Source organism: Roseovarius sp. THAF8, from assembly GCF_009363735.1.
GTDB lineage: Bacteria > Pseudomonadota > Alphaproteobacteria > Rhodobacterales > Rhodobacteraceae > Roseovarius.
Genome location: NZ_CP045410.1, coordinates 395880 through 411204, shown reverse-complemented (window position 1 = coordinate 411204; position 15325 = coordinate 395880). Strand labels below are relative to the sequence as shown.

Here is a 15325-nt window from a genome sequence, read left to right as displayed (position 1 = left end):
CTTAATCAGACTTGGAATACCCGATTTAAGGAGCCTCAGCGATGCGGATCGCCAAGGATCTGGCCGACGCGGTCGGAAACACCCCCCTCATCAAGTTGCGCAAGGCCAGCGAAGTAACAGGCTGCGACATCTATGGCAAAGCCGAGTTCCTGAATCCCGGCCAGTCGGTCAAGGATCGGGCCGCATTGTCGATCATCACGGATGCTGTCGCTCGCGGTGATCTTAAACCGGGCGGGACGATCGTCGAAGGAACGGCCGGTAACACCGGCATAGGGCTGGCGCTGGTCGGCGCGTCCATGGGTTTCAAGACCGTGATCGTGATCCCGGAAACGCAAAGCCAGGAAAAGAAGGACATGCTGACGCTTGCAGGCGCAGAGCTTGTTCAGGTTCCGGCCGCGCCCTATTCGAACCCCAACAATTTCGTGCGCTACTCCGAGCGGCTGGCGCAGAAGCTGTCCGAGACCGCCGAGAAGGGCGTGATCTGGGCAAACCAGTTCGACAACACCGCCAACCGTCAGGCCCATGTCGAAACCACCGGCCCCGAGATTTGGGACCAGACGAACGGCAAGGTCGACGGCTTCATCTGTGCTTGCGGGTCGGGCGGCACACTGGCGGGCGTTTCGATGGCGCTTCAGTCCAAGGGCGTCAAGATGGGTATCGCCGACCCGATGGGAGCAAAGCTCTATTCGTGGTACACGACCGGCGAACTGGAAGCCGAGGGCAGTTCCATCGCCGAAGGCATCGGTCAGGCGCGGATTACCGCCAACCTCGAAGGCTTTACGCCTGATTTCGCCTACCAAATACCGGACGAAGAGGCGTTGCCGATTGTCTTCGACCTGCTTGAACATGAGGGGCTGTGCATGGGGGCCTCTACCGGGGTGAACGTGGCAGGAGCAATGCGCATGGCCCGCGACATGGGGCCGGGGCACACGATCGTCACGATTCTGTGCGATTACGGCACGCGCTACCAGTCCAAGCTCTTCAACCCGGAATTCCTGCGCGAGAAAAACCTGCCGACACCCGGCTGGCTGACCGAGGCGCCGCGCAGCATTCCCGGGGTCTTTGTCGAATGACCCACCTTAAGCGCTGCCTGATTGCCGTAGCGCTGTTGATGTCCGGGCTTGCCGCCCCGGTTATTGTGTCACTTGTCGCGACTGCGCCGCCCGCCATGGCACAGTCGCAGGGGTCATCCACCGAGATTGACTACGAGGCATGGGACCGGGTGGCATCCCGCGCCGACGAGGCGATCGAGGCCGGTCGTGCCTCGACCAATGCGCTGGAGACCCTGCGCAGCGAGTTGGCGAATTGGCGACAGCGGTTCCTGGACGAGCAGGACACCAATCGAAACGCGATACAGACAGTGACGCGGCAACTCGAAGCCCTGGGTCCGCCACCCGAGGACGGCGAGTCGGAAGTTGCGGAAATCGCCTCGGCGCGCAAGCTTCTCAACGATCGCATGGCGCGGTTGCGTGAACCTGTACGCTTGGCCGAACTGGCTCATACCCGCGCCGACGGATTGATCCAAGGGATCGACGCGATCATCCGGGAGCGTCAGAGAGACGAGATTATGCAATTCGGGCCGTCTCCGCTGAACCCGGTCCATTGGCCGGAAGGGCTGGCCGCGCTCGGCAGTACCTTCGCAGCCCTCAGATCCGAAGCCGACGCAGCCTGGCGCAATCCGATCCAGCGCGATGAAACCAGGAAGGATATTCCGGTCATCCTCGTCCTGTCGGCGATCGGCCTCGTGCTGGTCGGCAGGGGACGAAAATGGACACACGCCCTGACGCGCAAGATACTCGGAGAAGACCCGGGCGCGGCGCGCTGGATCATCGGTTTCATAGTCTCGATGGGTAGCCTGTTCCTGCCCTTTTTCGGGGTCTATTTCCTGATCGAAGCGCTTTCAAGCAGTGGCTTTGTGGGATTGCGCGGCGGACGGATTCTGGACGTGTTCGGGCCGCTGGTCTTCGCATTCCTTCTGGCGCGTTGGCTTGCCTCGCGCGTTTTCCCGGCAAAGGAAGCGCGCACGTTACCTCTGAACCTGTCGCCGCAAAGCCGCCGCAAGGGTCGGTTCTACGGGATGCTTCTCGGCGGATTGGCCGCGGGAAGCTTCTTTCTGCAACAGGTCGGCGAGATCGCGCAATGGAGCAGGCCTGCCTCGGTCGTGATCCTGTACCCGTTGATGGTCTTGTGCTGCCTCCTCGTGTTCCGGATTGCGAATCTGTTGCGCGAACATGTGAAGGCCGATGCCGAGGATGACGGTGAGGAAACCTACCGCTCGCGCATGACTGGCATCCTGGCCTTTCTCATGACCGCACTGGCCATCATTGTGCCGGTGCTCGGCGCGGTGGGCTATTTCCGGCTGGCGCAGGCCCTGCTGTATCCTTCGCTGGGTTCGATTGAGCTTCTGGCGATGCTGCTTGTGTTGCAGCGTGTCGTGGTCGAGGTCTACGTCCTTATCACCAAGAACCGTGCCGGTGCGGCCGAATCTTTGATCCCGATCCTGGCCGGGGTGGTTCTGGTTGTTCTCTCATTGCCGATTTTCGCGCTTTTGTGGGGCGCTCGGGTTGCAGACCTGACGGAACTTTACAGCCGGGCCGCCGAAGGTTTTTTTATCGGTGAGACGCGGATATCGCCCACGATATTTCTTACATTCGCGTTCATTTTCGTACTGGGCTACTTCGCCACGCGTCTTTTACAGGGGGCGCTGAAGAATACCATCCTGCCCAAGACCAGGATCGACACCGGCGGCCGCCATGCCATCCTCTCCGGTGTGGGGTATGTCGGGATATTCCTTGCAGCCGTGATCGCCATTACCAGCGCGGGCATCGACCTAACCGCCCTCGGCTATGTCGCCGGGGCATTGTCCGTCGGTATCGGGTTCGGTCTGCAGAACGTCGTGTCCAATTTCGTCAGCGGTATCATTCTGCTGGTGGAGCGTCCCATTTCCGAAGGCGACTGGATCGAGGTCGGCGGCATTCACGGCAACGTCAAGGATATCTCTGTGCGCTCGACGATCATCCAGACCTTTGACCGCTCGGACGTGATTGTCCCGAATGCCGATCTGGTGTCGGGCCGCGTGACGAACTATACCCGCGGCAACACCGTTGGGCGTCTTATCGTGCCGGTCGGCGTGGCCTATGGAACAGACACCGAGATGGTCGACAGGATCCTGCAGGAAATCGCGGAGGCGCACCCGCTGGTGTTGTTGAACCCGCCGCCCTTTGTGGTGTTCCGCGGTTTCGGTGCCGATTCACTGGATTTCGAGATCCGGGCGATCCTGCGTGACGTCAACTATATCCTGACCGTGCATTCGGAGATGAACCATCAGATTGCACACCGTTTCGCGGAAGCCGGAATAGAAATACCGTTCGCCCAGCGCGACATCTGGATCCGCAATGCCGAGGTCCTGAACGGCGGGACCCGCGAAGACGGGGTGGCGGCGCAAGCCACCAAGCCGTCCAGCCCCAACGTTCCGACCGCCCCACGCCAAAAGGACGAGCCACCGGACATGGACGGCGACGCCGATGGCGGCGGCGGAGCGGGAGACGGCCGTTGATCGGCTTTGCAGGATGGCCGTGCTCCGAGGGTGCGGTCACGCGCAAGAAAGCGCTTGAACTGGACTTGTCGCTGACGATAAAGAGGCCAGACCGGAGAGGTGGCCGAGTGGTCGAAGGCGCACGCCTGGAACGCGTGTAGGCGGGAAACCGTCTCCAGGGTTCGAATCCCTGTCTCTCCGCCATTCGCCCTTTCGAAAGAGTTCTCTCGATCCGGCTACGACCGGAATTTTCCGTTGTTTTCGAGGGTTATGTAAGAGGGGCTGAGCACTGGCCTTGGCGCCAGGAGGCCCGGAAGCGGTCTCTCAGAGCCGATATTCTCTGGACCTGATGACTACGCCGATTTGGTGAATAGCCTCTCAAGGGGCTGATAATAAACGCGTTTCGAAGAACCTTGCCTTTTGCCTTCGATTTCGGGGGCGATTGCCAAAAAGCGACTAGCGTCAAACTGCACCGGGTTACGGGTTCAAGTCGGAACTCCGTGTGTGATTACAGTCAGATTGGGCGGAGAGCCGACCTTCGCTGCGGTCTGCACCAAGGTCCGCTCAGTGGATGTACTTCGGACCAGTGACTTTTTGGCGAAGCCTCTCAGGATTGTACGACTGACGAAATGGTAGCGAGCGACACCAGGCCGGGTTTCAATCAGGTCCCCGGACGATGTCAGGCGCTGTCATAAATCTCTTTTGGACCAACGTTAGCACCAGCGCAATTGCCAGTCCGGCGGCGTCCGTGATCCAGCCACCCGCGATCATCGTCAAGCCGCCGACGGCAAGGCCAGCCCGGACTGCCATGTTCGCGTGACCGAAGAACCACCCTTGTACGGCACAGGACAGCAGGTAGACCCCGACCAGCGCGGTGACGGTGATATGAGCGATCTCGAACCAGCTTCCCTGCAACAGCATCGCAGGGGAATAGAAAAACATGTACGGCACGACGAAAGCGGCCAGACCGATCTTGAAGCTTTCGACGCTGGTGCGGATCGGGTCCGATCCGGCCAGCGCGGAACCCGCATAGGCGGCCAGTGCCACCGGCGGGGTGATCGCGGACATCACCGCGAAATAAAAGATGAACAGATGCGCCGTCAGCGGCTCCACCCCGAGATTGATGACGCCGGGGGCGATGACGCTGGCCGCGACGGCATAAGCTGCCGTCGTCGGCATCCCCATGCCAAGGATGATGGACACGACCATGGCGAAAAAGAGCGCAAGGATCTGGCTTTGATCCGCCAGCGTCAGCAGCACGGTGGAAAAGCGTGAGCCGATGCCGGTAAGGGCGATGACACCCACGATGATGCCCGCGGTGGCACATACGGCAACCAGTTGCAGCACCATACGCGCACCATTGTCCAGCGCCTGGAAAAGCTGACGCGGGCCCATGCGGTGGGGCGTCAGCCATGAAACGACGGCAGCGGTCACCATTGCCAGCGTGCCGCAGCGTATGACGGAATAGCCTGCAAAAAGCGCGTAGATCAGCACGACGATAGGCAGAAACAGGTAGATCTGCTTGGCCAGCTTCGCCAACTTGGGCAGCTGGTCGCGCGGCAGGCCTTTCATGTTCACCTTCTTGGCCGCAAGATCGACCATGAAGTAAACCGAGACGAAATAGATCACGGCTGGAATGATGGCAGCCCAGACGATCTCCATGTAGGAAATGCCGGTGATCTCGGCCATGATGAAAGCGCCGGCGCCCATGATCGGGGGCATGATCTGTCCCCCGGTGGAGGCGGCTGCTTCAACCGCGGCCGAGGTTTGGTTTCGGTACCCCACCTTTTTCATCATCGGAATGGTCAAAGACCCGGTTGCCACCACGTTGCCCGCCGAAGTACCGTTGATCATGCCCATCAGCCCCGACGCGAAGATCGCGACCTTCGCCGGTCCACCGCGCCGGTGTCCGGCGGCGGCAAACGCGAGGTTCACGAAGTACTCGCCGACCCGCGTGGTTTGCAGGAAGGCCGCAAAAACGACAAAAAGGATGATGTAAGTCGAAGAGATGGCGATCGGCGCGCCCAGGACGCCGTTGTCGGTAAAGATATACGAAAAGAACCGCTTTACGTCGTAGCCGCGATGCTCGAAAATTCCCGGCAACCACGGCCCGGCAAAGGCATACGCCACGAAGACCGCCGCGATGATAACCAGCGCCATCCCGGCAAGGCGGCGGGTCAGTTCTATCACCAAAAGCACACCCGTGATGGCCGCCCACATATCGCCGGGCAGTGCCATTGGCATTCCCGCCCTAAGCTGAAGCTGGCGGGCAAAGAAGATCAGGTAGGCCGTGAACGCAAGCGCCGCAATGGCGAGCAACACGTCGCCGGGGGCAAACCGCGTCCGCACGGGGTTGGGGAATAGCCAGCCATGCAGGATCGCCAGCGCGGTCCCGGCCGTCAGCGGAATACCGAAGGTGGACATGGCCCATTGCAAAGGCATTGCCTCGCCAAGCACACGGCCGTTTATCCAGATTGCGACGACACTGAAGAACCCGAACAGGATGCCCCCGCCCGCGACGATCAGCAATACCTTGGATACCAGACCTTGCCGCGGGGTGTCCTGCGCCCCAGACAGAAAGGGCTTTGCCCCGAAAAGCAGGTACCCCAGGAACAAGCCACCGCCCACATGGCTCAGGCGATAAGCCCATGTCTCGAGCGGATAGACGTTCATGACCAGCAGGTGAAACACCGTGTAGCCAGCGCACAGCGCGGCGATGACGACGTTGCGCGACCCGGTGAACAGGCGCTGGTTCAGAGCGACCGGATCGGCATCCACGTTCGCGCGGGCAAGCTCCTGCTCGAGGGAGTCGTTGTCGGTTGCATCCGTGTCGGGCTGCTTTTCATGCGAAGTATTCATGAAGGTCCGGTCATTCGAGAGGGAAAGAACAGACCCGGGCAAATACGCTATGCATTTGCCCGGGCGGTTTGCGATCAACCGTTTTTACCGCTTGGGCCTACTCTACAGTCGGCACGTCGAAACCATTTTCCTCGAACCAGCGGGCTGCACCCGGGTGGAACGGAATAACGGTATTCTTGCCGACATTTTCCGGCAGGGTTTCGCGTGCGGCAGCGTGGTTCGTCTTCATGCGGTCATGGTTTTCCATGGCCAGTGCCGTGATCTGGTAGGCAAGCTCCTCGGGCATGTCCTCATGCGCGATGGCGAAGTTCCAGAGCGAGACCGTTTGCAGGTCTTCGGGCTGGTCCTCGTAGGTGTCGGCCGGGATGGTGAAATCGGCCATGGCAGGTACGATTTCCTTCATCGTTGCCAATGTCTCGTCATCCATCGACAGGAAACGCACGTCATTCTCGACCGCCAGCTGCGAATAGGCACCAGTGGGCAGGCCCGCCGCGTAGACGAAGGCGTCGATCAGGCCATCTTTCAGCTGGCCTGCCGTGTCGGACCCGCCGGCATTCGAGATCGTCACGCCGTCATAGCCCTCGGCGTTCTCGAAGAAGCGCGTCCAATAGGTGGCCGACGTCCCGCCTGCCGGACCGACGCCCACGCGCTTGCCCTGCAGGTCCTGAAAGCTTTCAATGTCCGACGAGGCCAGAACGGCCGCCTGCAGCGGCGTCTGGTACATCGGGAACAGCGCACGCACTGCCTCATGCGGCGTGCCCGGCATCAGCGGACTTTCCCCGCGACGCGCCTCGTCGGCCGGGCCGAGTGTGACAAAGCCCAGTTGATGTTCGCCGGTTTCGACCAACGTGACGTTCTGCACCGGGCCGCCGGTGATCTCGACACCCGCATTCACGCCCAGTTCTTCGCTAATCATGGCGCCGAAGCCGCTGCCGTAGCCGAAGTAAGTCCCGCCTTGGCTGCCAGTGCCGATCGTGATGCTGGCGGGCCAATCGGATTTATCCTGAGCCACGACCGGCAGCGCGACAGCGCAGGCGGCAGCGGCGATAATTGTCGTGAGTTTCATGAGTCTCTCCTCCGTTGAACTCTTTCAAGTGCGCCGGGGTGCGGCACATCCTCCGAGAAACACAGTGGGCGAGGACCGTGTCTTAACTCAATTCGGACAAGATTATATTCATTATTGATATAATCAGGCCGAAGATTCCAACGAGTTGATCTTATTAGATATTACCGAGAGGAACGAATCCCGCAGGGGATCACGCGTGCCTCTGGCCCAGGACGCAGCCAGGATCAGTTTTGCCTGAGAGGTCGCATCGGTTACTGCCAAAGGAATAAAGCGGACCCCCTCGACCCGCAAGCGCGCTGTCCAGCGTGGTACGATCGCCAAGCCGGTGCCCGCCGCGACAAGGTTCACGATTGTCTGCTTTTCTTCCGCGATTTGTGCGATCCGCGCCGTCAGTCCCGCGCCCAGAAAAAGGCTGATCGTCAGGTCATGCGAGTGCGGTCGCGAGCGTCTGTCCGGAACGATCAGCGGCTCCTCTGCCAGATCCTCGATCTCGATATGAGACCGCGTTGCAAGCGGATGCGACTTCGGCAGTGCAACAACGGCGGTTTCATAGAACAACGTACGAAATACCAGACGAGGGTCACGCACATCCGGCGGACGACAGAAAGCGATGTCCAGACTTCCGCTGAGCAATTTCGGCAACAGGTGAATGGTTTTCTGTTCGACGATCTGAATTTCGAGCTCGGGAAAAGCTTCGTGCATCGGAAGCAGGATCTGCGGGATGAGGCCGGCGGCGGCACTGTCGATGGCACCCACCCGAAGCACATGCGCTTCGTTTCCGCGGATCTCGCGCGCTTTGCGTTCAAAGGCTTCGGCCCGGGCCAACAAATCTTTCGCATCTTCGAGGACAACGGCGCCCGCTTCTGTAAGAGAGACCGCGCGCGTCGTCCTCAGAAACAAAGGCACGCCGAGGTGGTCTTCCAACTGTTTGATATGCCGGCCCAGGGTGGCGGGTAGAATATCCAAAGACTGCGCAGCATGACCAAAGTGCAACGTTTCGGCTGCAGCGAGAAAGCACCTCAATTGACTGACGTTCATGAGCGGGAGTGTCCGGACACTTCGTTTATTGCAGAACCGTATATAATTCGTCGACCATTGAGAAGAGCAAACCACCGCATGTACCGTCACCGGGCGATATTACGGGGCATCGGGAGGTAACCAAATGACGAGCCAGAACGAAAAAACGGCAGGAAAGACTTATCGGATCGCGTCCATTCCGGCAGACGGAATCGGCCCGGAGGTCATTGCCGCAGGGTTGCAAGCGCTTGATGCTCTGGCCAAGCGCGATGGCGGGTTCTCCTTTGACGTGACAGAATTCGACTGGGGGTCGGACCGCTACAAGAAGACGGGCGCTCTGATGCCCGAAGACGGGCGAGACCAGATCAAGGATTTCGATGCGATCTTCTTTGGCGCTGTCGGCGCTCCTGACGTACCGGATCACGTCACGCTCTGGGGATTGCGCCTGCCGATCTGTCAGGGTTTCGACCAGTACGCAAACGTTCGTCCGACAAAGATCCTCCCGGGCATCAGTTCTCCGCTGGCAGGGGTCGGCCCCGGCGACCTGGATTGGGTAATCATTCGTGAGAATTCAGAGGGCGAGTATTCAGGCGCCGGTGGCCGTGTCCACCAGGGCATGCCCGAAGAGGTCGGCACAGAGGTTTCGATCTTCACCCGGACGGGCGTTCGGCGGATCATGCGCTACGCGTTCAAGCTGGCGCAATCGCGGCCCCGCAAGCTGCTGACCGTCGTGACCAAGTCCAACGCGCAACGGCACGGGATGGTGATGTGGGACGAAATCGCCGCTGAAGTCGCCAACGAGTTTCCGGATGTGACTTGGGACAAGATCCTTGTCGATGCGATGACTGTCCGGATGACCCGGGACCCCAAGAGCCTCGATACGATCGTTGCCACGAATCTTCATGCCGACATCCTGTCGGACCTCGCCGGCGCCCTTGCCGGAAGTCTCGGGGTCGCACCCACTGGCAATATCGACCCTGAACGGCGCTTTCCCTCGATGTTCGAGCCCATCCACGGGTCGGCCTTCGATATCACGGGCAAAGGCATCGCAAACCCGGTGGCCACGTTCTGGACCGCAAGTCAGATGCTCGATCACCTTGGCGAGGCGGATGCGTCCACTCGGCTCATGCGCGCCGTGGAAAAAGTCTGTGCCGACGGCGTACTGACACCCGATGTGGGCGGCAAGGCCACCACACAGGAGGTGACCGACGCGGTCTGCGAGGCGATACGCGGCGACAATATCTGAGGTCATCCCGCCGATGGCCGACATGCGCACTCACTTGCACATGATCGGCATGCACCCGGCAATCCATTTCGTCTGGAGACGCTCTGCTCCGGACCGCACTTCGAGCGCGTGCATGGCGTTCGAAGACAACAGCCAACTGTTCGCTTCTTCACGGATCTGAAGAGTATCCAGTTTATCGGACGCCGCCCATCTTGGGCCGCTATCGACCTCTTTGCAAAAGTTCAACGAGCTGCCTTTCACAGAGGCAGGTCCGAATGCCCGCTTTGGGCCGTCCGCGAAGACAGCCCGAGCTGTTAGATTTCAATGGCCTCTGCAATCGCAAGGGCATCTTCCAGTTCAACGCCGAGATACCGGACGGTGCTGTCCATTTTGGTGTGCCCAAGTAGCAGCTGGATCGCCCTCAGGTTACCGGTCTTCTTGTAGATCTGTGTGACTTTCGTCCTCCGCATCGAATGCGTTCCGTATGCGCTTGCTTCCAGACCGATCGACGTGACCCAATCCCGGACGATCCGGGCGTACTGGCGTGTCGAGATGTGCAGACGTTCATGGAACCGACCCGGCCAAAGGTACTCCGAGCCGACCATGAGTTCGTCTTCCATCCATTTTTTGACAGAGGCGCGTGTTCCTTCGAATATCTCAAACCGCACAGGTTTCTGTGTCTTGCTTTGTAGCACCGATGCCCGTTCTTTGATCTGACCAGACGCCATGACGTCGACGACTTTCATTTTTACCAGGTCACAGCCGCGTAATTTGCTGTCGATCGCCATGTTGAACAGGGCGAGGTCACGGTGATTTTCTGCCAATTCAAGTCGAACGCGGATTGCCCAGACGTGTTTTGGTTTCAGTGGCCGTTTTTGCCCGACGATGCGTCCCTTGTTCCAAGCCGGGCGAAGCGCACGAATGGCTGGTAAGTTTGGTGTTTCCATGACTGATCCTCCGATCCGCCATGCCCTCCCACAACGACAACCCGACGTTGACGATGCAAATATATCACAGGATGCTGCGTCGCATCCGAGGTCCGCTTCGAGCCCACAGCAGAAGTGACGATATTTCGCTGCGCGCGCACCCGGCAGAGAATTTTCTGCATCTGCTCAGTTTTTGGTATCGCGGTGCAGCGTGACAACCTGCCGTTCAAACATCAAGCAGCGAGGTCACGAAGGGCAAGGACCAGGTCGCGAGACGGAGCGGGCGTAGGGTAGATCCCCTACAACCGACGCTTTCGGCCCATTGCTGCCTTTCACCGTGTCTTCGAACTTCTGCGGTTGCAGCCCGCTTTCCTGTCATTCGCTGCTGGCGCAAAATCGCGACACGGTCGAACCTTCGCGGGGCAGAGTTGCCGTTCGCCGGAGATGCTCAATCCCTGCTACTCTTGCGAAGGAATTGGAAGGCCTGATTGTAAGTGGTCATTCACCGTTTACGCGAAAAGTCTGTGCTTGCGTCATAAACAGCAGCTACCGTACTTGTCGCCTATTGAGTGTTCCATGGTATCCGATAATCCAAGATTGCAGTGCAAACCGCTATGGCTTCCCGCCCACTCACACCTTAGAGCGGCACAAACGAATGCAGTGCTGCTTCCCGCTAGATCGCGGAGGCAACGGTGTTTTCATCGTTTAGACCACAATGCTCCGCAAGATGGCCATATTTAGGACGAATCAGTGGTATCACAACCGAACGCCAACAGACTGGAAAAGACTGGCGATGACCATTCCTCTCCCTAAAAGCGGAAGCCAGACGCACTACGTTTTTGCGGTCGCCTATCTCGCCTTGGGCTGCCTGCTTACCGCTGCCTGCGTGACTCACGATCCGGCAACCGCTGTTACCGGCGGACGTGGCGCCGACCTGACGCGGTTGATCGGCGTGATGCTGGACGAGGTCGGCCTGGCCGCAACGCTACTGGCGGGCTGGCTCCTGGCGCTCATCGGCTCAGCATTTCATATCCTGATGGCACGCGGTGTGATCTAGTTTAGTGATAGGCGGAGTGGGAACCTTCGTCGCACGCAAGTCTGGTCTGAAGGGCTTCACCGCGGCATTCGGATTGCGATGCGGACTTCTACTTCGGGCCCTCCTTTCCCGCGCAGTCTTGCTGCGCCCGCAAAATGCTGCATCTTCTCGCATGTCATAGAGGGCTCACTCTGGACCTCGGATGCGGCGCGGCATCTCTACTGTCGCGGCGTTCGGGTAGCGATAAGGACGGCCCATTGCTGACCTTTGTCCTGAAAGCAGCGAACGTCCGCTTTCGCGCTATGCACCCATGGTTGAGCGCGACGTTCCGGACAAGATGTCCGCGTCTTAGTTGTTGGATCGGAGTGCGGCGGAAGTTCAGTTTCGGTTCGAACCAAATCAACGCCGTGGAATGACTGCTTCGGTGACTTGCGCTGCACTGCAACAACAAACGTTCTGCACGGGCGAGAGAATGCTGCGCTAGCAATAGCCGCGTGAGCAAAAGGCGGGTTTGTCCCGCACTGGGGACCTTCGGACCCCGCCGGGGTTCGCAAGCGCGGCGAACGGCAGCTTTGACGGGCTGCGATGCGGCATTCTAATCCAAAGCTGAAGGTCGGCATTGGGCCGAATTTGCTTTTCACGACGTATCATGGGTCCCCAATAGGAGATTCGGTCAGTACCCAATTAGCAAAAGTTTATAGGGCATGATCATGCGACTGTGCCCGTACAAGGCATCTGCAACCGCGCATGTGTTTGTGTAATCCTTGCTGACGACACCGCGACCGCTGGATCGATATCTATACCCGATAGGTACGGCTAGAGCCAAAACGTCGACCTGTCCATTACCAGCGCCTGGATAAGGTCCCGATAAATTGCGTTGCCCATCCATGCACGGCCAGCCTCCACTTCCAGTCCACAGCCCCAACTAGGTTGAAATGCGTCGATCTCGTACTGAAGGTCGGGAGCGCCATTCTCCCCGAAGAATACGGGTCTGCGAACTTTGCCATCTGCCGTTTTACTATGTTCGACCTCAAATCCGAGCTTCAAAAGTGCTGGTCTGAGCTTTTCTAGGACGGCATCGCTGGTGAGACCTTTTTCCAAATGCTGCGTCCCAATCTCCTGTTCAACCTCTACGAAGGCATTGATCAAGTCAGTGGTAAACTCAGGAGGCGGCGTCGTGCGCGGGAAGCTTGAAAACCTTATCTCTGTCATCTTCGTTATCAATATTCAGGGCGGATCAGGGGACTGTCGCAGGGGCGAGCCGCCATGCCAAGCGAATGTCGAACAAGCGACTACCGGTGATTGACTGTCTGCAAACTCCACTCCGCCGGAAACGGCTCCAGCACCCGCGCCAGCGTCATCTCCGGTCCCTGGATCCCGTCCAGGATCGCCTCGACAATTTTTGGCTCTAGCAGTGTGAGCCGTAGCACGCGCGTCATATAGGAGGGCGCAATGCCCTCTCGCTGCGCGAGTTCGGCGATGGTGGCGAATTCATCCGACTCCAGCATCCGTTTCCAGCGGAAGGCACGGGCCAGCGCCTTGACGAGAGTGCTGTCTGTCCGGCACGGCTGCATGGCACCGTCCGGCATCTGCATCTCCTTCCGCTCGCCGCGCTTCACGACGCGGAACGGGACATGGAGCGTGACAGTCTCGGGGATCGGCATGCCGCGTGTCATGCGGCCTCTCCGATCCCATCGGACAGCATCTCGCGCGCGAGGCCGCCGAGGCCATCGACGCGCAGGCGAACGTTGAATCCGTCCGTACCGATCTCCACGCGCTCGACCAGCAGCGCGACGATCCGTGCCTGCTCGGCGGGGAAGAGTTCGTCCCACAGCGGATCAAGCTGTTGCAGGGCAGTGCGGGCGTCGGCCTCGGCAATGTCATCGGCATGGCCACGTGCCGCCTTCCATGTCCCTGCCACGATTTCAGGCTGGCGAAACACGGCGCGTAACTGGTCGATGACGGCCGCTTCGATTTCGCCTGCCGGCAAGCGGCCGACCGGGCAGGATCCGGCACCATGTTTCAAAACTGTTTGACTGACATAATAGCGGTAGAGCTTTTCGCCTTTTCGGGTGTGCGTCGGCGAGAAGGCCGCACCTTCGGGCCCGAACAGCAGCCCCTTTAGCAGGGCAGGTGTCTCGGCGCGGGTGCGGGCGGCTCGCTTGCGCGGGCTCTCCTTCAGGATGGCGTGGACCCGTTCCCAAGTCTCGCGGTCGATGATGGCGTCGTGTTCGCCGGGGTAGCTCTCGCCCTTGTGGACCGCCTCGCCGATATAGGCGCGGTTGTTTAACATCCGGTACAGGTACTTCTTGTCGATCCGATTGCCACGCGGTGTACGGATTCCGCGTTGATCGACTTCGCGCGCCAGTTCTGTTCCCGAGCCGATTTCAAGAAAACGAGCGAAGATCCATCGGACGTGTTCGGCTTTCTCTTCATCGATCCGCAGCTTCCGGTTCTCGACCCGGTAGCCAAAAGGCGGCACGCCGCCCATCCACATGCCTTTGCGCCGAGATGCCGCGATCTTGTCGCAAATGCGCTCAGCCGTAACCTCGCGCTCGAACTGCGCGAAGCTGAGCAGGATGTTTAGCGTCAACCGCCCCATGGACGTGGTGGTGTTGAAGGACTGCGTCACCGACACGAAGGTGACACCGTTGCGGTCGAACACCTCGACCAGCTTGGCAAAGTCGGTGAGCGAGCGGCTGAGGCGGTCGATCTTGTAGACTACGACCACGTCGACCAGCCCGTCCTCGATGTCTTCCGTGAGACGCTGCAGGGCAGGGCGGTCGAGCGTGCCACCCGAGATGCCGCCGTCGTCGTACTGATCGCGGACCAGAACCCAGCCCTCGGAGCGCTGACTTGCGATGAACGCTTCGCAGGCTTCCCGTTGAGCGTGGAGCGAATTGAACTCCTGCTCCAGCCCTTCCTCGGAGGACTTGCGGGTGTAGATCGCGCAGCGCAGCTTGCGGATAACTGGCTTCGTCATGTCTGAGCCCTCCGGTTCTTGAGCCCGAAGAAAATCCATCCGTTCCAGCGGGTGCCTGTGATGGCGCGGGCGATGGCCGATAGCGACTTGTAGGGTCGCCCTTGCCACTCGAAGCCATCCGTGGTGACAGTGACGACCTGTTCGACGCCTTGCCATTCCCGGATGAGGCGCGTGCCGGCGATGGGCATGCCGTGATCGGCACGGCGTCGGCTCTTCTTGCGATCGCCGCCGTCGAGTTCCTCGCCTAGCCGCTCCAGCCGCCGGATGGTCTCCGGCTTCAGCCCACCATACGTCAGTTCCTGGATGCGGTAGGCCAGGCGGCTTTCCAGGTATCGGCGGTTGAAGGGCGGCGGCTCGCTGTCGAAGAGGTCGCGCCATTGCGCCTTCAGTTCCGGTGTCGAGGCGGTCTTCAGTGCAGCCAGGCGTGCGGGGATCGGGTCTTGCTTTGTCATGCGTGTCCTCCTGGTTCGGTTGCATGACCGCTCCGGTCGGGCGGAGAGTGAAGCGAACTTTCTCAAATCCGTGTAGATACTTCGCTTGACTGGCGCTGATGCAGGCGGACTAGGCCGAGCGCCAGGAGCTTGCATAGCTCGGCGCGGCGTTCCATTGCCTTCATGTGGGACGGATTGAGCGGGTTGGGCCGTTTCATGCGTTTCTCCTTTTCGGAGAAAAGCCAGT

Annotated in this window: 13 protein-coding genes and 1 tRNA gene; 5 read left to right on the top strand and 9 right to left on the bottom strand. The window is 59.9% G+C overall.

All coding sequences use genetic code 11. The annotated features are described in order from the left end of the window. The first annotated feature begins 41 nt into the window (after nucleotides 1–41). The 3 genes from FIU85_RS22250 to FIU85_RS02030 all read left to right on the top strand — a co-directional run bounded on the left by FIU85_RS22250 (nucleotide 42) and on the right by FIU85_RS02030 (nucleotide 3739). Nucleotides 42–1073: a cysteine synthase A gene (locus tag FIU85_RS22250; protein ID WP_152492317.1), complete on the top strand. Its 1032-nt coding sequence runs from the start codon at nucleotides 42–44 to the stop codon at nucleotides 1071–1073. Beyond that, nucleotides 1070–3556 carry a DUF3772 domain-containing protein gene (locus tag FIU85_RS02035; protein ID WP_368372987.1) on the top strand — a complete coding sequence of 829 codons (2487 nt, stop codon included), beginning with the start codon at nucleotides 1070–1072 and terminating at the stop codon, nucleotides 3554–3556. The genes FIU85_RS22250 and FIU85_RS02035 overlap by 4 nt, the downstream gene beginning before the upstream one ends. Nucleotides 3557–3649: 93 nt before the next feature. Further along, nucleotides 3650–3739 (top strand) — tRNA-Ser (locus tag FIU85_RS02030). 453 nt (nucleotides 3740–4192) lie between these two features. On the opposite strand, the gene FIU85_RS02025 is transcribed toward FIU85_RS02030, so the two are convergent. The 3 genes from FIU85_RS02025 to FIU85_RS02015 form a co-directional block, all read right to left on the bottom strand. After that, nucleotides 4193–6394 (bottom strand): TRAP transporter permease, encoded by a 2202-nt coding sequence (locus tag FIU85_RS02025; RefSeq protein WP_152495663.1) that lies wholly within the window; start codon nucleotides 6392–6394, stop codon nucleotides 4193–4195. Nucleotides 6395–6491: 97 nt separating this feature from the next. Further along, on the bottom strand, nucleotides 6492–7460 hold the full coding sequence (locus tag FIU85_RS02020; RefSeq protein ID WP_152495662.1) for a TAXI family TRAP transporter solute-binding subunit: 969 nt from the start codon (nucleotides 7458–7460) through the stop codon (nucleotides 6492–6494). Nucleotides 7461–7583: 123 nt separating this feature from the next. Continuing rightward, complete coding sequence (locus FIU85_RS02015; RefSeq protein WP_152495661.1) at nucleotides 7584–8498, bottom strand: LysR family transcriptional regulator; 915 nt, start codon at nucleotides 8496–8498, stop codon at nucleotides 7584–7586. A gap of 124 nt (nucleotides 8499–8622) precedes the next feature. On the opposite strand from FIU85_RS02015, the gene FIU85_RS02010 reads away from it, so the two are divergent. Beyond that, entirely contained in the window at nucleotides 8623–9723 is a 1101-nt protein-coding gene (locus FIU85_RS02010) for a tartrate dehydrogenase (protein WP_152495660.1), read from the top strand. A 293-nt stretch (nucleotides 9724–10016) separates the two neighbouring features. Here FIU85_RS02010 and FIU85_RS02005 read toward each other — a convergent pair whose 3' ends face one another. Continuing rightward, nucleotides 10017–10649 carry a tyrosine-type recombinase/integrase gene (locus tag FIU85_RS02005; RefSeq protein ID WP_152495659.1) on the bottom strand — a complete coding sequence of 211 codons (633 nt, stop codon included), beginning with the start codon at nucleotides 10647–10649 and terminating at the stop codon, nucleotides 10017–10019. 772 nt (nucleotides 10650–11421) lie between these two features. Here FIU85_RS02005 and FIU85_RS02000 point away from each other — a divergent pair. Continuing rightward, nucleotides 11422–11685, top strand: a complete 264-nt coding sequence (locus FIU85_RS02000; RefSeq protein ID WP_152495658.1) for a hypothetical protein — start codon at nucleotides 11422–11424, stop codon at nucleotides 11683–11685. A 795-nt stretch (nucleotides 11686–12480) separates the two neighbouring features. Here the strand turns inward: FIU85_RS02000 and FIU85_RS01995 are convergent. From FIU85_RS01995 to FIU85_RS22470, 5 genes are all read right to left on the bottom strand, one after another. Then, nucleotides 12481–12876, bottom strand: coding sequence for a hypothetical protein (locus FIU85_RS01995; protein ID WP_152495657.1), 396 nt, complete (start codon nucleotides 12874–12876; stop codon nucleotides 12481–12483). A gap of 80 nt (nucleotides 12877–12956) precedes the next feature. Then, the gene (locus FIU85_RS01990; protein WP_152495656.1) at nucleotides 12957–13340 is read right to left on the bottom strand and encodes a hypothetical protein; all 384 of its coding nucleotides are present in this window, start codon (nucleotides 13338–13340) and stop codon (nucleotides 12957–12959) included. Then, the gene (locus tag FIU85_RS01985) at nucleotides 13337–14647 is read right to left on the bottom strand and encodes a recombinase family protein (protein ID WP_152495655.1); all 1311 of its coding nucleotides are present in this window, start codon (nucleotides 14645–14647) and stop codon (nucleotides 13337–13339) included. Before FIU85_RS01985 ends, FIU85_RS01990 begins: the two co-directional genes overlap by 4 nt. Next, on the bottom strand, nucleotides 14644–15099 hold the full coding sequence (locus tag FIU85_RS01980) for a DUF2924 domain-containing protein (RefSeq protein ID WP_152495654.1): 456 nt from the start codon (nucleotides 15097–15099) through the stop codon (nucleotides 14644–14646). Before FIU85_RS01980 ends, FIU85_RS01985 begins: the two co-directional genes overlap by 4 nt. 62 nt (nucleotides 15100–15161) lie before the next feature. Further along, on the bottom strand, nucleotides 15162–15296 hold the full coding sequence (locus tag FIU85_RS22470) for a hypothetical protein (RefSeq protein WP_302849162.1): 135 nt from the start codon (nucleotides 15294–15296) through the stop codon (nucleotides 15162–15164). Nucleotides 15297–15325 lie beyond the last annotated feature (29 nt).

Bases quoted from the DNA above. Each gene is read 5' to 3' on its own strand.
- FIU85_RS22250 (WP_152492317.1), top strand. From the start codon at position 42: ATGCGGATCGCCAAGGATCTGGCCGACGCGGTCGGAAACACCCCCCTC.
- FIU85_RS02035 (WP_368372987.1), top strand. From the start codon at position 1,070: ATGACCCACCTTAAGCGCTGCCTGATTGCCGTAGCGCTGTTGATGTCC.
- FIU85_RS02025 (WP_152495663.1), bottom strand. From the start codon at position 6,394: ATGAATACTTCGCATGAAAAGCAGCCCGACACGGATGCAACCGACAAC.
- FIU85_RS02020 (WP_152495662.1), bottom strand. From the start codon at position 7,460: ATGAAACTCACGACAATTATCGCCGCTGCCGCCTGCGCTGTCGCGCTG.
- FIU85_RS02015 (WP_152495661.1), bottom strand. From the start codon at position 8,498: ATGAACGTCAGTCAATTGAGGTGCTTTCTCGCTGCAGCCGAAACGTTG.
- FIU85_RS02010 (WP_152495660.1), top strand. From the start codon at position 8,623: ATGACGAGCCAGAACGAAAAAACGGCAGGAAAGACTTATCGGATCGCG.
- FIU85_RS02005 (WP_152495659.1), bottom strand. From the start codon at position 10,649: ATGGAAACACCAAACTTACCAGCCATTCGTGCGCTTCGCCCGGCTTGG.
- FIU85_RS02000 (WP_152495658.1), top strand. From the start codon at position 11,422: ATGACCATTCCTCTCCCTAAAAGCGGAAGCCAGACGCACTACGTTTTT.
- FIU85_RS01995 (WP_152495657.1), bottom strand. From the start codon at position 12,876: ATGACAGAGATAAGGTTTTCAAGCTTCCCGCGCACGACGCCGCCTCCT.
- FIU85_RS01990 (WP_152495656.1), bottom strand. From the start codon at position 13,340: ATGACACGCGGCATGCCGATCCCCGAGACTGTCACGCTCCATGTCCCG.
- FIU85_RS01985 (WP_152495655.1), bottom strand. From the start codon at position 14,647: ATGACGAAGCCAGTTATCCGCAAGCTGCGCTGCGCGATCTACACCCGC.
- FIU85_RS01980 (WP_152495654.1), bottom strand. From the start codon at position 15,099: ATGACAAAGCAAGACCCGATCCCCGCACGCCTGGCTGCACTGAAGACC.
- FIU85_RS22470 (WP_302849162.1), bottom strand. From the start codon at position 15,296: ATGAAACGGCCCAACCCGCTCAATCCGTCCCACATGAAGGCAATGGAA.